Source organism: Proteiniphilum sp. (genome assembly GCF_034927365.1).
GTDB lineage: Bacteria > Bacteroidota > Bacteroidia > Bacteroidales > Dysgonomonadaceae > Proteiniphilum.
Genome location: NZ_JAYFQD010000016.1, coordinates 40913 through 57580 on the forward strand (window position 1 = coordinate 40913; position 16668 = coordinate 57580).

General features: G+C 42.6%; 12 protein-coding genes and 1 riboswitch. Of the genes, 5 read left to right on the forward strand and 7 right to left on the reverse strand.

What is annotated here, in order from left to right; translation table 11 throughout:
• Window positions 1-28 precede the first annotated feature (28 nt).
• The 5 genes from VB073_RS12235 to VB073_RS12255 all read left to right on the forward strand — a co-directional run bounded on the left by VB073_RS12235 (window position 29) and on the right by VB073_RS12255 (window position 5718).
• On the forward strand, window positions 29-1666 hold the full coding sequence (locus tag VB073_RS12235; protein WP_323404466.1) for a RagB/SusD family nutrient uptake outer membrane protein: 1638 nt from the start codon (window positions 29-31) through the stop codon (window positions 1664-1666).
• A gap of 20 nt (window positions 1667-1686) precedes the next feature.
• Window positions 1687-2499, forward strand: a complete 813-nt coding sequence (locus VB073_RS12240; protein WP_323404467.1) for a C39 family peptidase — start codon at window positions 1687-1689, stop codon at window positions 2497-2499.
• Between the two features lie 4 nt (window positions 2500-2503).
• Window positions 2504-3790: an amidohydrolase gene (locus VB073_RS12245; protein ID WP_323404468.1), complete on the forward strand. Its 1287-nt coding sequence runs from the start codon at window positions 2504-2506 to the stop codon at window positions 3788-3790.
• 23 nt (window positions 3791-3813) lie between these two features.
• Window positions 3814-5004, forward strand: a complete 1191-nt coding sequence (locus VB073_RS12250) for a cation:dicarboxylate symporter family transporter (protein ID WP_323404469.1) — start codon at window positions 3814-3816, stop codon at window positions 5002-5004.
• A gap of 252 nt (window positions 5005-5256) precedes the next feature.
• Window positions 5257-5718, forward strand: a complete 462-nt coding sequence (locus VB073_RS12255) for a DUF4395 domain-containing protein (RefSeq protein ID WP_323404470.1) — start codon at window positions 5257-5259, stop codon at window positions 5716-5718.
• 387 nt (window positions 5719-6105) lie between these two features.
• Here the strand turns inward: VB073_RS12255 and VB073_RS12260 are convergent, their stop codons facing one another.
• The 7 genes from VB073_RS12260 to VB073_RS12290 form a co-directional block, all read right to left on the reverse strand.
• Window positions 6106-6678, reverse strand: coding sequence for a DUF6580 family putative transport protein (locus VB073_RS12260; RefSeq protein ID WP_323404471.1), 573 nt, complete (start codon window positions 6676-6678; stop codon window positions 6106-6108).
• 38 nt (window positions 6679-6716) lie between these two features.
• The gene (locus VB073_RS12265) at window positions 6717-8168 is read right to left on the reverse strand and encodes a PKD-like domain-containing protein (protein ID WP_323404472.1); all 1452 of its coding nucleotides are present in this window, start codon (window positions 8166-8168) and stop codon (window positions 6717-6719) included.
• A 95-nt stretch (window positions 8169-8263) separates the two neighbouring features.
• Window positions 8264-9061: a hypothetical protein gene (locus VB073_RS12270; protein WP_323404473.1), complete on the reverse strand. Its 798-nt coding sequence runs from the start codon at window positions 9059-9061 to the stop codon at window positions 8264-8266.
• A gap of 82 nt (window positions 9062-9143) precedes the next feature.
• On the reverse strand, window positions 9144-10229 hold the full coding sequence (locus VB073_RS12275) for a YncE family protein (RefSeq protein WP_323404478.1): 1086 nt from the start codon (window positions 10227-10229) through the stop codon (window positions 9144-9146).
• A gap of 104 nt (window positions 10230-10333) precedes the next feature.
• Window positions 10334-12400, reverse strand: coding sequence for a TonB-dependent receptor plug domain-containing protein (locus tag VB073_RS12280; protein ID WP_323404474.1), 2067 nt, complete (start codon window positions 12398-12400; stop codon window positions 10334-10336).
• Between the two features lie 117 nt (window positions 12401-12517).
• The gene (locus VB073_RS12285) at window positions 12518-14413 is read right to left on the reverse strand and encodes a DUF5074 domain-containing protein (RefSeq protein WP_323404475.1); all 1896 of its coding nucleotides are present in this window, start codon (window positions 14411-14413) and stop codon (window positions 12518-12520) included.
• Window positions 14414-14445: 32 nt separating this feature from the next.
• On the reverse strand, window positions 14446-16275 hold the full coding sequence (locus VB073_RS12290; protein ID WP_323404476.1) for a PKD-like domain-containing protein: 1830 nt from the start codon (window positions 16273-16275) through the stop codon (window positions 14446-14448).
• Window positions 16276-16482: 207 nt separating this feature from the next.
• A riboswitch (cobalamin riboswitch) is annotated at window positions 16483-16668 on the reverse strand. This riboswitch is flagged as partial in the annotation.

Genomic DNA, 16668 nt, shown 5'->3' on the forward strand with positions numbered 1-16668 from the left:
ATTTACGAACAATTAAAATTTAGAAAAAATGAAAAAGAATTATTTTATTCATGTTATTTTAGCTGTAATCCTCGTATTGGGTTTTGCGGCATGTGATGATAAACAGGGAGGAAATATCATTGAAGGCGAGAACATAGATGATAATGCAGCACTTGCTCTGATTAATTCTGCATGGAGGCCATATCAAACACTCAGTTCTACCTTTACCTCCCTGATCGATACCCCGGTAGACGGTTATACAAGTTTTCTGGGAAAAGAAGATGACGATTGTACTTTTGCCGCGCAGATCAAAATCGAACATACCAATTTGTATCCGCGGAAAACATTCAATGCATTATACAAATCAATAGGTATTGTAAACGATGCTATTAATAAAATAAACAATTCTGATCAGATCAGTGAGAAAGGTAAGGATCAGGCAATTGCCCAGGCTAAATTTCAGCGTGCCTTGTATTACTCTTATTTGGTACAACTTTGGGGAGAGGTGCCTCTTCTTCTGGAAACCGGTGGAGACGCTAAAAGACGTAGTTCTATCGACGATGTGTATACACAAATCGTAAAAGACCTGAAAGAAGCCGCTACCGTACTACCGGCGGGAAATGGGCTCACAAAACCAACCAATCCTGCAAAAGGTGCGGCAAACGCACTTTTAGCCCGCGTTTATCTGGCCTGGGGGAATAATCCGCTTACACAGCAGCAGGTAGCTGCTATTGCGAATAACAGGACGGATCCGACCGTTTCCTATAACCGGGATCTCCTCGACTCTGCCGTTGTATATGCCGACAAAGTGATAAACAGTAATCTTTACAGCCTTCTGCCGGATTTCCGTAATTTATGGGGACGGGCCAATGAGAGCAAAGGTCCCGAGCAAATTTTCACTATCCATCACGACGGTGACGGCATCGACCAGCAAGGCAATCATCAGACACACTGTGCAAATCATGATCCATGGAATGAAAAGGAACCTGCGCATATTCAACCTGTCCACACCTACGATTGGTGGAGTGATGATGATCCACGCAAAGCATTCTCCGTATTGACTGAATTAAGAGATCCTGTTACAGATTCCCTACATCTATATCAGTGGCCCTATTCACTACCCCGTAATGGAAAAGGTGTTGACAGGAGTTATACCAATTCCGCTTATCTTACCCAGTTGACAAACGATGTGGACAGGATTGAAATTCGCTATGCGGAAGTGCTGATTACCAAAGCTGAAGCGTTGGTCCAGCTTGGTAAAGGCAATGCTGAGGCAACCAGACTCATTAACCAGATTAGAAAAAGAGCTTTTGGAGATACCAGTCATAATATTGCTTCTGTCACACTCAAAGATGTACAAGATGAGTGGGAGTATGAGTTTCAGTATGAACAACATCGTTGGCTCAATCTTACCCGTTGGAAAAATCTTATTTCTACTGTTCTTACTTTAGTCCCTACTTATACATATTACGATGAGAAATTTGCAGACCCGGATAATATTGTGACCGTAAATGGAATAGAACATAGGGTCGGAGCTGTATTTGCAAGATACCACAAGCATTTGCGGGGTAAATACGAGAATGTAAAGGGGCGTAATTATCGTTTTCCTATTCCTCAGGGATCCAACTTTGAAGACTTGGGAATTCGTCCTCAGAATCCGGGTTATGGTGACCCGGTTGCCAACTGATAGGATATTATATTAAAAATATGCCGGTATTTCTTGAAAATTCAGGTTCGATAGGTATGAATAAGATGGTTGTTCCGTTACTGGGGTTGGTTATTATAACCTGCTACTTGCTGATGTCGTGGACAGGGTGTAATGGCCCTGTCCGCATCACACGGACAATTCCTCATGATCCCGGATTAACCCTGGAGGGAGCGGCCAAGTATGAAAGAGTTTTTGATATAAAGAATTCGCCATATTACATGCACGTTGATTTTTACAATGAGAAGAGCGGAGGAACCCTTACTTTGATCGAACGATTCAAAACAGTCCCACAGGCCTCCGAGGTGACCTGTGGCCCGGCTTGCGCTCTTATGGTGCTGGAGCATTACGGTAAGCGCAACGGATATAACGAGAATCAACTGCAGCAATTGAGGGGCACACGACAGGACACCACTTATTTGAGGCATATGATCAATATTTTTGACCGAATAGGAGGTTTTGACTATGTGTCAACATATGATTTTCAAGAACCGTGTCCGGAAACGATAACTGAGAATTTTTTCGAAGAATACCTTCAACGGGGTATTCCCGTGATTGTCGGTACCGATACATGGAGCGGCCATTGGCAGGTCATCATTGGTTATGATACGATGGGAACTCCCTATACGGCCGATGATGTACTTATATTGGCAGATCCATATGATACCACCGACCATCATCAGGACGGCTATATCATTATTTCGCTACAACATTTTTACGACGGGTTATGGCGAACACATTTTGATCCCGATTACAAGTGGGGTTTATTTCTGGCTGTATGGCCGGAAGGACACAATACCTTTAATAAAAAATAAATTTATGATAAAAAAAAGAAGATCAGGTATATTATTGTTGTCAGGTTATGTTTTTTGCATATTTTCATTGTCGGGACAAGAAACGGTTTCCAGGGAAGCTATTCTTGAACAAGTCCGATCAGTAGATAGTTATCTCAGGCAAACAAGAGGTTATTTACACGAGCACCCGGAATTATCAGGTGAAGAACTTGAAACAAGCCGTTTCCTTCAGGAAGAAATGATTAAATTGGGATTACCCGTGATAACAATTCCTGGAACGGGATTTTATGCTGTTTTAGACACGAAACGCCCCGGAAAAACCATCGGGTTGCGTACAGATATTGATGCATTGCCTATAGCTGAAAATCCTTTGAACCTGAATCAAAAGAAGAAATGGATCTCGAAAAATGAAGGTGTATCGCATGCTTGCGGGCACGATGGACACATGGCTATCTTACTCGGTGCTGCAAAAGTTCTTCACAGCCTGCAACATCAGCTTAGGGGCAAGATAGTATTTATTTTTGAAGAGGGTGAAGAGACTAACTCGGGTATAGACGCAATGGTAGAGGCTTTACGTCCTTTGGAGATTGATGCTATTTATGGAAATCATCTCAAATCGAACTTAAATACGGGTCAGCTTTTTATTCAGGAAGGCCCGGTGATGGCCGGAACCGGGACGGTAGCATTTGATGTTGTAGGAAAAGGTGGGCATGCTTCCCGTCCTGATCTTTCCGTCAATCCTGTGTTTGCGGCCGCCAATATACTGACCGGCATTGCAAGTGCATGGAACAATCAGAGGGATATTACCAAAGTCCTTACATTGGGTATTACGCAAATACAGGGAGGAGAGATATATAATGTAATTCCCAATTCGGTTTTTATTGGGGGAACTATCCGTTTCTTCGATCTCAATGAAGGTAAAAAGGGCTTCTCCATCCTGCGGGAGGTAAGTGAAAACACAGCGAGGGCGCATCAATGTTCTATCATCTTCCATGATAACATGGGGATTGTCCTGGATCCAGTAGTGAACGATACAGTCCTGGCTGAATTTACCCGTGAAGCCGTAAAAGAGATTTATCCCGATAAGGTAATCTCAGGTGAGGATTATATCTGGTATGCGTCGGAAACATTTGCCAAGTATAGTCAGTTGGCACCTACCGTTTTTCTTTTTGTAGGGATTGGAAACAAGGATCTGGGAAGTGGTGCGGAACATCACAATGACCGTTTCGATCTCGATGAGGATGCACTACAATATGGTGTGGGAGCAATGACCCAATTTGCAGTGCAATACCTGCATTCATTCACAGATTAACTGTAAAATAACCAATTTATGGTATGAAAAGAATTTTTTCAAATACAAGTCTTCGTTTATTCCTGGGAGTAATTACCGGATTGGTGATAGGTCGGTTCGCCACAGAAGGAGCAATTGCCGTCGTCCTTCCGATAAAATATATTTTGGGACAGATCATCTTTTTCCTGATCCCCCTGATTGTTTTCGGATTTATTACTCCTGCCATAACCCGTTTAAAGAGTAATGCCTCCAAACTGTTGTCTTTGTCGCTCGTTTTGTCCTACTTGTCATGTGTGGGTAGTTCTACATTGGCAGCTTTAGTTGGTTACAATACCATACCATTGCTCAATATTACTCCGAATAATGAAACCTCGAAAGTGCTTCCGGAAATGATATTCCGTTTGGATATTCCGCCTCTGATGCCGGTATTGAGTGCACTTTTATTGGCTTTCCTCGTAGGGATAGGTATACTCATCACAAACTCCCGGAAAATAGAGAATGCTTTGTACGAATTTCAGGATATCGTATTTGTAATGGTTAAAAGAGTATTGATACCACTTCTGCCATTTTTTATTGCTGCAAATTTTACTATTTTTGCATACGAAGGAGATTTAATATCCAGGTTACCTGTTTTTCTATTGATTATTCTGATTACAATTCTTTGCCATATTGTCTGGCTTACCTTTCTGTACACTTCGGCGGGAATTTATTCGGGGAAGAATCCGTGGCATGTGCTCAGATATTATGGACCGGTTGTGTTGACAGCTTTAGGTTCTCAATCGTCGGCAGCAAGTCTGGGGGTGGCCATAGAAGAAACCCGGAAAAGCCCTGTGCTAAAGCCGGAAGTAAGGGATTTTTCTATTCCGTTATTGGGTAATATTCATTTTCCCGGTTCTGTTTTGGATATCGTTTTTTTAGGATTAGCAGTATCTTATCTGTTAACCGGAACAATGCCGGGAATTGAAAGGGTAGTTCTATTTATCCCGCTTCTTGCTGTTTTTGGCGTGGCCGCTCCGGGACTGCCCGGAGGAACACTCTTCGCTTCTCTCGGGTTAATACAGGCTGTATTGGGAATAGGTGAAGAGGGGATTGCCCTGATGATAACTATCTTCGCTTTATTGGATAGTTTCGGTACGACCCACAATATCACGAGTGACGGTGCTTTATCTTTGATCCTGACAAAATACTCAGATAAGAAGGAGGGAGAAAAGAACATACCTGTCCCCGTTGTCTGAATTAAAGGAGATGAAGCTAATGATATTGAATGGTAGAATAAGTTTAAAGTAATAGATTATAAAAAATTAATCAAATGAGGATAAAAGTTTTCTTTGCTCTGTTGACGTCTTTGAATTATTGAAAAAATCTAAGGGGAGATAAACTGTCTGAAGCAGCGGAGAGTAAGTGTTGCTTGTTTGTCCAAAAATTGGCTCTATAGTTTCAATTTCAATATTAATGGGTGATTAAAGAATATATTAATATAAAATCGTATGAATAAAAAGATTACTTCCAAAAATCATGTAAATGAAAAAGTTGTGAGGCTTGTTGCCGCACAGGTGATTTTTCTCACATTGTTCACATTAGTGACAGGTTGGATATGGCCGGCGCTCTTTTTAGCCGCCGATTTTGCTTTGAGGGCTTTTACACGTATACCTTCACCACTGGCTATAATCGCCAAAGGATTAACGAGGGCATTTGGGTTAACGCCGAAACCTATTTTTGCTCCACCCAAAAGATTTGCGGCTGGCCTGGGATTAGTGTTTTCATTGAGTATTGCGATATTCCTTTACTACCACTATCTGGCAGCAGTCTATGTCACAGGAGGAATATTAATTGCTTGTGCGATACTGGAAGCTGTTTTCAATATTTGCCTGGGGTGTTATGTCTATAATTGGGTAGTAGCACCTATTGTCAATAGAAATGCGGGAAAAAGAAAAGGGAGAGAGATATGATTTCAATCAGACGTATTTCTAAAACATTTTATAAGACAAAAGGGCCTTTCACTATGCTGAAAAATGTCAGCCTGAAAGTCACTTAAGGAGATATTATGGGTATCATTGGATTTTTGGGTGTTGGTAAAAGTACGTTGATCCGTCAGTACTTCAATAAAAATAATATTCAACATACGCTCAAAGGATATGCTTAATGAAACGATTATTCAGTTATTATTGAAAGGGCTCTGAATTATACCGATCCCTGAAGACAACGTGTTCGATACTCCCGACCGAATGGAAGACAATAACAAAAACAGAACCAGAGAACAGCCAAAGTATCACTTTAATATGTTCTCCGGTTTTTATGTGTTATCCCTGTTTAAGGATAAAACGGGAGATTCGCTGTCAGGCGTCGACCTTTTTCAGTATTGGGAAGCGGCGTACGCTCAGTTCGAATGCACCGAAAAGGAGAGCCGTGTAGAACAGATCTCCCATCACCGTATTTTTGAAGAACGGTATTCCGGCTGTATAGCAAGCGATCAATCCGCTGAAATCTTTCGGGTACATGGTGCCGGAGAACCATACGCCGAAGTTCGATATCAGAAAGAAGATAACGGATGCCCCCAAGGCAGAGAAGAAGAGGTTCGGCACCTTTATTTTCTGCAGGGTAAATGTTCCCATCAGCGCGATCAGGATAAACGCGCCATAGGTGAACCATGCACCGCTATAAAACCATACGAAGCTGTCGAAGTATTCGGCATACATTACATTGTTTAACAGCAGATCGCTGATCCACATTGAAACGACGGGAATCACAAATGCCCACACACGGCGACTATAATAAGCCGCTCCGAAGAGCGCCATCCCGCCTATGGGTGCGAAGTTGGCAGGGTGGGGGATTAGCCGGCTCAAAGCGGCTAGCAGGATCAACAGCGTTATCACGCTGTAACGAAGGATTATTTTGTTTTTTGACATCATTTTGAGTTAGTTATTAATAAATTATGATTAATAGATTTTTACTTATTGATAGTCCCAATATTGATTCCTAAGAGATGGAGGTCTTCGCCGCGACCCACTTCGGTAGAGCATTCGCCCAACCATCCGTTTTCCTGGTCAATGCCGTTATATACTTTTACGAAATCAATACCGGGTAAGTCAGCCTTCTTACCTTGTTTGTCGATTGCCCAGTCAATATCTATACCGCTATTATCATGGGTATTGGGATAATTATCCACATACCCGTAACCAAAAGCATAAAGGACATAATAACTCCCGGAATTACTTTCATCGATTCCATTCTGAGCCAGACGGATTCCCCGGTAAGTAAGCTGGTCGTCTGTTATCCATGCCGGATAATAGCTTTGTGAATGATATACATTCTTAACCTTATACCCTTCCTGTCCTTTGTTATTAGTCCAGCGTATATAATTTTGGATAGTTACAAAGCTGTCCGGATTATCTATTTCCCCGGCTTGCTCGGGAGTTTCAAATTTGGGCCTGTAATAAGTCATCTCATAATCCCGAATTGTATTTGTATCGTTTTTGTTGTCGACTGCTTTCGGGTACCATGTTTCTTTTTCTACTGTGAAATTGGCGCTTCCCTTTATTTCATACCATTCGTCCTCGTCAGGTTTTCCATTTTTGTTTTTATCATATGCCACCATGACAATACCCGGTTCGCAGCTTCCGCCGAAAGAAGCTTTAGGATCAGGATTAGAAGAGGCAGCAAATGCATTGCCTGATATCCTGAAGTCTCGTCTATCCGGTACGTTTACAATAGTATGGTCGAAGCCAAAAGTCACATAACCTCCCCAACCGCCCAGGGATACCATATTGGCATCCCTCCCTATCAGGGATTCCCCCGCTTTCCTTACCATATCTTTGTGGGTATCACCTTTAGCATAACGAGGTAGTTCATTCACAAACTGTCCGGGCGCAGGAAGGAAGTCAAATACCTGCGAGATGTAAGGTGTTTGGGTAGGCATGTCATTCACTGTTATCAAGAACAGATGCTCCAATTCTGCTTTACTTGCTTTTACAATATATTCTCCGGTTTGTGCAGAAGTGAATATAGGTTTTTCGGTGTGGGTATATGCAAGACGGTATAAGTTGTCAAAAGATTTTAGGACGGTCCACGTAATATTATTTTTTCCTGAGAATTTTCCGGACGTGTCCAACTGTAAAAGAGTGCATATACCAGTGGATATTCTGGTGAGAAAAGCTACCGTTACCGATATAGATTGTTCATCAACCCCTCTTTCATTGGTAACTTTCAGTCTCAAGTTATAGTTGCCTGGCGTTGAAGGGGCTTTAAACCTATATGCTTTTGTATTGGCCACCTCTTTTTGGTTGAATATCCAGGAATAGGTAACATCTTTATCATTTGTAATTATAGGAATCAATTTCAGCTCTTCGTTCACCGCAACTAAATACTCTGAATCCAGACCGGAAATGATTGGAGGAACCATTCCTTCATTCTCTTTGGCACATCTGCTCAATAAAAGAAGAAAGAGTAGAGAAAGACTTGTATACTTAAATAATTTCACTTGTTGGTTTATCTAATTTATATATTCGGTTCAGCATAAATTTCATACTCACGCCAATCAAGCCTGTGCGGAACCTTTAACAATACGATACGGGATGCAGGGGTTATCCAGATGATTTCAGGAATTGCTCCCTCTTCTCTATAGTTAAACAGTTCATTATATTTATCCAGAAGCGATTCTCCCTCTTCTTTCTTATACATGGGAGTACCATACAATTTATTGATATAACCCGAAAGAACTTTATCACTATTTTCTTCGGAGTCATTCCAAACGAAAAATCGAACGGAAGGAACATTGTTATAAACAGATTGGTATGTCGCAAGTTCTATGTCCGACAAAACGTCCATGTAGCCTGTACTGGATCCTATGGGCCCCTTTATATCTTTCCAGTTGTATCCAAGAAAATCCTTGTTGTTGGCCACATTTATCGATACCGTATCCCCATAGACGACCTTCTTGTCTTTATAAGCCAATAGATAAGTTTTATATTCTCCCGGCAGGAAGAAATTGTGCCCCCATTGGAATATGAAAGAATTAGGTTGATAAATATTAAAACTTCCCTGAAGATCAGATATATACCACACAATGGAATCGCAAGAATCCATTATATCCAGAAGGGTTGCAGATTTATCCGGCCGTACCTTAAATATCGTTATGTCAAATATATTTATTTCTTTGTCGGAGCCAGACAATTTTAATTGCACAATATTTTCCTCTTTGTCCTCCGGGGCAATATCATTGATCGGGTCATCGTTCGGATTGCAGGCAAAAATAGTGGCCAGCAAAAGTATGATTAAAAATATTTTCCATTCCATACGCCTCATTTTAGTATTCTTTCTCACGTCTATTCTATCTCCTGTCTTACATCCTGGTTCTTGGCTCTTGTATCTAAAGAAATCAATCATAAATCGGATGCAACGCAAAGTGCCCCGGGATGTTCCCGGCCTGTACACCCCATTTTCGTTTACCATTCTTGTCGTAGCAATAAAGTGCCCCTGGAGTGACATAGTTGCCGGCATCGGTGATAAAGATATCCTTTGTCTCGGGATGTACCATGATGCCATAGGGTTTCTCGATCTCCTTGTCGGTACCGTCGGTAATGATGTTACGGGTAATGATCTTCCGGGTACGTGTATCCACGATGCTGTAGGAAATCTCCCAGCTATTGGTGATGTAACTCCATTCGGTACCATAGACATACAGCAAGTTGTCGTCTATCCAGTAGTTGGTCGCAGCGATGGGAATGGTATCGGTCACCATTCCTTTTTCACTATCGATGAAGAAGAGTCGTGCGGGAAGGCCTTTGTAGTCGCCACGGGAGCTCACCCACAGGTTACCCCGGCTGTCGGCCTTGATACGTTCCAGGTTATAGGCCACGTCTATACGCTTCTCCTCCTTGAACGAGACGATATCGATTACCGAGACGGTACGTTCGTAACCCTTCGTGTCCCCTGCACCCATATATCCTCCCGAATTGGCCACATATATCTTTCCGCCTACAATCTCAAGTTCGTCGGGTTGGAAGCCCACTATGCAGCGGTCGACCTCCTTCAGCGTGGCGGTATTGATTTTTGCCACGAATCCCTTTTGTTCATAATTGGGGTCGATGACTACCGGTCCGGCATACGAAGTGACATAGGCATATCCTTGGTGAAACTTGATAAAACGGCAGTTGGGGATTTCAATCTGACCAATCCGTTTTGTCGTTTCCACATCCATCACTTCCACCTTATTGGAGACGTTGATGACAGCATAGAGCTTTCCACCGTAGATACCGATATCATTGCCCACGTCTCCCATCTCCTTGGGTACATGCGGGTTTCTTTCGGCATAAATATTTTTCGTGTATATCCCCGTGGCGAAGTTATAATAATCGAGGGTCGCCTTGTTGCTACCCATATTTCCTTCGTTGAGCAGGTAGAAACCCTTGTATCCTTTAATAATCTCGGGATTGCCCACCGCGATGTCTTCCGAGAGAATCATCTCCACATCGCCACGACAACCGGAGAATAATAGGAGAAGCAGCGAGAGAGTAACGGCAAAGCCTCTTATACCCAAAAAAATTCCAGCTTCTAACTTCTTCCTCCTCATAATTCAACCGTTAGTGCAAGTTTATAATTCCGTTTCGGCATCGGGTAGTTGAGTACCACATCATAGTCCTGGCTGAAGATATTGTTGATTTCAGCACTCAGCCGAAGGTTCACGGACTTGTACTTCAGTTTCCGTGTAATGGTCATATCGTTGGTGTACCAAGGCTGTTCATATTCTGCCGGAATATTGGCCGGAGAGTGATAACGTTCACCCACGTAGATGAAGCTGTAATTGAGTAGCCAGTTTTTGTAATCGATGCTGGCAATCAAGGAGCCGTTGTGCCAGGGGATATAATATATTTGCCCGCCCCAGGTACTTCTCTTCAGTATCTCACCCGGGCGCGGCGTGAAGTCCTGCGCCTTCTGGTAGGTATAGGTCAGCCTGATATTGAGCATCAAATCCTTCACCGGCTCCGAGAGTATTGATGCGGCCATGTCCACACCCCTTATCTCCACATAACCGAGGTTCATCATCATCCAGCGGTATTGGCCACTCCCTTTGGGTACAGCCACGATTTTGTCGGTCACCTCGTTATAGTAGGCATCGGCCTGCAGGTGCCATTGCTTTATAAATTTGTACGAGTAATCTTTCTCGTATTGGAATCCCACGTTGTATTGATAGGTATATTCGGGTTTCAGGTTGATATTGCCGATATCGGTATAATAGAGGTCGTTGAAGGTCGGCATCCTGAAAATATGCTTGTAGAAAGCACGTAGATTGAAATTCTGGGTTTTGAACGGTTTGTATGACAGGAAGAAAGCCGGCGTGAATTCCTTCTTGTCGGGAGCCGCCTTTGCTCCCTCATCGGCAGCGGTATTGCCCGAGTTGATCCGTTCGCGTACAAACGTGGCCAGGATACTTCCCTGTATTTTCACTTTACCAAGGTCGGTGGCGCTTGCCAGGGCGACCAGCGAAGTAAGTCGTTTGGGGAAGACGAATCCTGCCAAATCGGATGTCAGCGTATTGTATTGAAAATCTGTCGACAGTACGGCGTCCCATTTATTAGTGATACTATATCTGTTGGCAGCAGAGATATAGGCTTCCTTTTGGTCGAACGTGTTGTCGATCAGCATCAGCGTGGTATCCGGATTCAGATAACGCATGTGGTCGTAAGCATATTTGGCGTTGATCAGTATATCATATTTGGGTGTCAGCGTTTTCTGGAAAACTCCCTGTGTGAAAAAACTGCGGTCCCATTGCCGTTGGGAGTTCTTCCACTTGTTGTTCACGATGGCACCGGGTATCCCCCTTTCGGAATCGTAAAAATAGCTCTTTACCCTCCAGTAACCTTTGGGAATGGTGCCGGACAGGCCTGCTTCCCAACGGGTGGAGTAGATATCACCGTTTTCGCGCACGGCAGTAGTGTCGTACATTACCTCACGGGTATTGGGAAAGACCCGTTTATAGCGATATTTGTATTTTCCTGACGATTTGATATATTCGCCGTTGATGGATACACTCAGGTTATCGTTGATTTTGTATTCATAGAGTAGGGAAGGGTTGACCAGATTGAACGAACCTCCTTTCACGGTCGTTCTCAGGTTATAATTTTTGCCTTCGCCAAAGCGTGGCGTGCGTGAGCGCAGGTAGACCGTGGCAGATGAACCGAAGTCTTTTCCGGGTTGAAAGATATTGCTCTTCTGGCCGTTGTAAAGCGATACCTCTTCGATATTTTCCAGTGAAAACTTCCCTAAATCGATCTGGCCATTCTGTGCATTGCCCAACTGGATACCGTCGTAGAACACACCCACATGATGGGTACCCATACTTCTTACATTTACTGTTTTGAGTCCGCCAATACCGCCATAATCCTTGAGTTGTACACCCGAGAAATAACGGATAGCGTCTGCTACAGAGAAAGCGCTCAGGTTTTTGAGTTGTTCGCCCGACAATTTCTGTACCGGGATCACCTCTCTCATCAAAGGACTACCATAAACCACAAACTCGTCGAGATCAAAAGCCATCGCGGCCGAATCTTTCGGTAAATCCTGAGCATAAATATTTCCGGCAGTAAGCAGGAGTATACTCGTCGCGAGCGTATATATAAAACAAAAATTTGGCATAAAACCTCGTAAGATTGTCTATTCTTTTGAATAGAACAAAATTATATCATTAAGATCAAACAGTACGACTCTCCCCGAAGGAGAGCCATACTGTTATTGTGAATTGTTATTGAATCATTATTTAAAATTGGCCGGGAAGAAGAAACCTGCCGGAAAACGAGTATGATTGCGGTAATTGTCATACAATACCGATTCTGCATCCTCATCGTCGAAATCGAATATACTTATGTTGCTGATGGTGAAATCCCAGCCATATCCTTTTATTGTATTCATATAGACTTTCCCAGTTTCAGGATGTACTCCAATACCGTTATACTCCATGCCGGCATCCGGCACCAATGATTTAACGGTAACGGCATTGATCATTTCCTTACTTTCTCCCGTGCTGAAGATATGACGGTAGATGGCCATATTGCCTGTACCGTAATACAACGTATCACCTTTCGACGTAATCCCCGGCGTAGCAAAAAAGCTGTTACCTACATTTCCGACCGTGAGATCATTTGTCTTAATGATTGAATAATCTACACTGTTGACCTTGGATATTTTCTTGTCGGAAGTGGCTACCCAAAGATGGCCGTCCTTTGATTTTTCAATACCTCTGATGGTTCCACTCATTTCGATGGAGTAGCTTACAGCATCGGCACCTTTTTCGATTACCGACAAATTCTTGCCGACATAGAAAAACACTTTTCCGTCTGCCACTGCCATTCTATTCTTTATGGCGCCTTTCGTGCCGGAAATCAATTGTAATTCTTTGGTAACGGAATTAAAACGATAAATGCCGGCATTATCGCGGATAAAGATATTGGTTTCGTCCAATACTGCAATATGAGAAGGCCAGGATAAGTTTGAAAGCTCATCGGTATATGCAGCTTCCTTTTTTAATGTTTCTGCATTGGCTACCACCAACATCCCGTCGTTTTCAAATACGCTACCCAGGGGATTTGTCTTGCCATTTTGGGTAATGATGTAAATCTTGTTATTATGGATAAACAGGTCTTGTCCGACATTTCCCAATTGGGTTCCATTGGCAGCCTTATATACATTCTCAAGTACCTGTTCGTCTGGAGTGATATAAATCAGTGAAGCGTTTTCAGTGGTCATATTTCCTTCGTTGAGGATAAAGATTCCTCCTGTAGCAGAATACCCTTTACCGGCAATACCTACTTTTACAATGGTAACGTAAGTCAACCCGTTTTTGTCTATCCCTTGCAGTTTGATTTCACCCAGTCCATAGCCGTTAGCCGGAGCAACCACGTTGACATATTTTTGGGGTTGGTGGATATTGGTTGCCCATCCTGCCGGTTGTGAAATAATTTCCAACGATTGCACATTGGCATAATTAAATCTCAATTGTTGAGTTTGTCCCGGATTGAAAATGACTATCGTTTTTTCAAATGCGATAAATGTTCCTTCCGATTTGGGGATGATGATGGTCGATCCATCTGCCAGGACGAACGTGACAGTATTGTCATCTTCTTTGACTTCTTTAAAGAATGAGTCGCCTTTTGCTTCCACCAGGTCACCGTTTGCATCTTTTATCCGTATACCATCGACGGTCCAGTATCCATCAGCATCAATTGCCATCTGTGGTGTTTTTCCTGGATCTCCATCTATTCCCTCTTTCCCTGATACCGGTAGCTTTTTGCCTTCTTTATCCAATAAGAAATCTGTTTTCCCATCGGTGGTAATAGTCCAGTAATAGACGCTTTCCGATTCCTGAACTCCTATGACCGGCGCTTTTTCACCGTTGAGAACCTCTATCGAAGCGCCATCGTTGAAAGTGATCTTATGTCCTTTGTCACTCTTTTCTATATTCGTAATCACTTTCCCCTTATTCAACGCATCCACAAGTGTTTGTATAGATGTCACCTGGGTTTTCAGTGAAGCCAGATCTTTTTTAATATTCTCGATCTCTTCCTTCAGGAAGCTATCATCATACTCGTCAGCACAACTGAAAACACCAATACTGAGCAGTGTTACCAATAAATAATGTACTACTTTTTTCATTTTTGTTGATTTTTAATTTTTTAGAAATATAATTACTCTTTAATTGTTCCTATATTTTTTCCTAACATGTGCAGATCCTCACCCCGTTCCACTTCGGTAGAGGACTCGCCTAACCATCCGTTTTCCTGATTCACCCCATTGTATATCTTTATGAAATCGATACCGGGAAGGTCTGCCTTATTACCTTCTTTATCAATGGCCCAATCGATATCAATCGCTGAACCATCCTGTACATTGGGATGGTTATCCACATAGCCGTACCTGAAACCATAAAGGACGAAATAGATATTTCCCTCGTTGATGCCGGGCACAAATTCTCCCTCATTGATCCCATTTTCCGGCAGGCGTATTCCTTTAAATGTCAGTTTATTTTCCTTTATCCAGGCCGGATAGTAAGTTTGTTGGTGATAGACGTTCTTTACTTTGTATCCACTGTTATTTTTATTATCTTCCCAACGGATATAATTCTGAATGGCAACAAAGGCAAGCGGGTTATCCGGCTGTCCTGCTATTTCCGGTGCTTCTTTTTCCGGTTTATAGTAGGTCATCTGGTAATCACGGAAAACTCTCGTATCATTACCGTTTTCCCAGGCAAAACCATACCAGGGTTCTTTTTCAGCTGAAAAATTACTGCTTCCCTTGATTTCATACCACTCGTCGTCATCCGGCTTGCTATTCTTATTTTTGTCATAGGCTACCATCACGATACCCGGTTCACAACTGCCGCCGAAAGGAGCGTTGGGACGTCCTATTGCCGCCCCGAAAGCATTTCCGTTGATCCTAAAATCCCGTTTACCGGGAACATTCACGATGGTATGGTCGAAACCGACGGTCACATAGCCACCCCATCCTCCAAGAGTAATCATCCATGCATCTTCACCTACTAACCATTCATTGGCTTTCCTTACCATATCTTCTTGGGTATCTCCTTCCTGATAATCAGGGAGCTTATTTACAAACTGACCAGGGGCGGGAAGGTAATCGAAGACTTTAGCAATATAGGCACTCAGCTTTCCTGTTTTCTTTTTCACTACAACCTTGATTTCACTTTCAATCTCCCCGTCTGAAACGATCAGATCGTACTCTCCTTCTTTGGTAGTGACAAATAAAGAGCCTTTATTATCGGTGTATGAGAGGCGATAGAGTTCGGTGGGTGATTTAACTACCTTCCATGTGATTTCCATCTCTTCACCTATATAATCTGGCGCTTCGAGAGAAAGAATGGTGTAGGTTTCTGCCTGTTCGGTTCTGGGTTTCGAACTTACAAGAATAGAAACCGTTTTTTCGGTGGTACCTCCCTGATTGGTCACTTTTAATAACAAAGTGTATTTTCCGGCCGAAGAAGGATTAAACAGATATTTGGGAGTTGTGGCAACCTCCTTTTCATCCAATATCCATGAATAGGTTACCTCCTTATCGCTAGTTACAACCGGGAATAATTCTAATTCGGTTTCCACGGTGATATTATATTTTTCTTCAAGGCGTGAAATGACAGGTGGTTCACCTTTTGCCACTACCGATACGGTTATCTCCTTTATTGCTTCACCTCCCTCATTCTTTGCCTTAAATTTCAACCGACAGATTCCGGGAGAAGAGGGACGAAAAGTATATTTCAATGTGGCAGATACCTCTTTACCATCCAATAACCAGGTATATACAGTCTCATTGCTATTGGTAACGAGAGGCGACAACTCCAATTCCGTGCCCTCGAGTATGGTATATTCATCTTCTAAGCCCGATATCTGCGGAGGAAGAATAGATAATGCATCCTCTTTATCAGAACATCCTCCAAATAAGAATAGAGATAACACAAAAGTAAGCAGGATATAGACCTGTTTTACGGAATAGTAGTTATTTTCCATATCTAAATTATTTTTATATTTTTACTATCATGGCTTATTCCATATCCGACGAAGTTTATCCATCGAATGGGGTAATGATAATGATAGAATCGGTAAGGGGAATGCGCACCTAAAGAGGCATATCCTTCCGGTATATAAAAATGATCTGGAAACGGATATAAAAATAATTCCTCTTGATGTAGTCAGCTTTATTCCCCGAAAGCTATAAAACATTTTTGGAATTTCGGCAGGTCTTCTGACTTACTCCCGTGCTGGACGCCTTCCCATCCCGGTTTATCGGAACAGTGGCAATTGTGGTATTTGTCCGGCACGTAAGCGGAGCTTACAGCAGCGGGTCTGTTCAGGATTTTCACCTGATTCCCTTTTCATCATTCACTTCGAAGCCGTTGAAGT

Bases quoted from the DNA above. Each gene is read 5' to 3' on its own strand.
- VB073_RS12235 (WP_323404466.1), top strand. From the start codon at position 29: ATGAAAAAGAATTATTTTATTCATGTTATTTTAGCTGTAATCCTCGTA.
- VB073_RS12240 (WP_323404467.1), top strand. From the start codon at position 1,687: ATGCCGGTATTTCTTGAAAATTCAGGTTCGATAGGTATGAATAAGATG.
- VB073_RS12245 (WP_323404468.1), top strand. From the start codon at position 2,504: ATGATAAAAAAAAGAAGATCAGGTATATTATTGTTGTCAGGTTATGTT.
- VB073_RS12250 (WP_323404469.1), top strand. From the start codon at position 3,814: ATGAAAAGAATTTTTTCAAATACAAGTCTTCGTTTATTCCTGGGAGTA.
- VB073_RS12255 (WP_323404470.1), top strand. From the start codon at position 5,257: ATGAATAAAAAGATTACTTCCAAAAATCATGTAAATGAAAAAGTTGTG.
- VB073_RS12260 (WP_323404471.1), bottom strand. From the start codon at position 6,678: ATGATGTCAAAAAACAAAATAATCCTTCGTTACAGCGTGATAACGCTG.
- VB073_RS12265 (WP_323404472.1), bottom strand. From the start codon at position 8,168: ATGGTTCCTCCAATCATTTCCGGTCTGGATTCAGAGTATTTAGTTGCG.
- VB073_RS12270 (WP_323404473.1), bottom strand. From the start codon at position 9,061: ATGGAATGGAAAATATTTTTAATCATACTTTTGCTGGCCACTATTTTT.
- VB073_RS12275 (WP_323404478.1), bottom strand. From the start codon at position 10,229: ATGATTCTCTCGGAAGACATCGCGGTGGGCAATCCCGAGATTATTAAA.
- VB073_RS12280 (WP_323404474.1), bottom strand. From the start codon at position 12,400: ATGCCAAATTTTTGTTTTATATATACGCTCGCGACGAGTATACTCCTG.
- VB073_RS12285 (WP_323404475.1), bottom strand. From the start codon at position 14,413: ATGAAAAAAGTAGTACATTATTTATTGGTAACACTGCTCAGTATTGGT.
- VB073_RS12290 (WP_323404476.1), bottom strand. From the start codon at position 16,275: ATGGAAAATAACTACTATTCCGTAAAACAGGTCTATATCCTGCTTACT.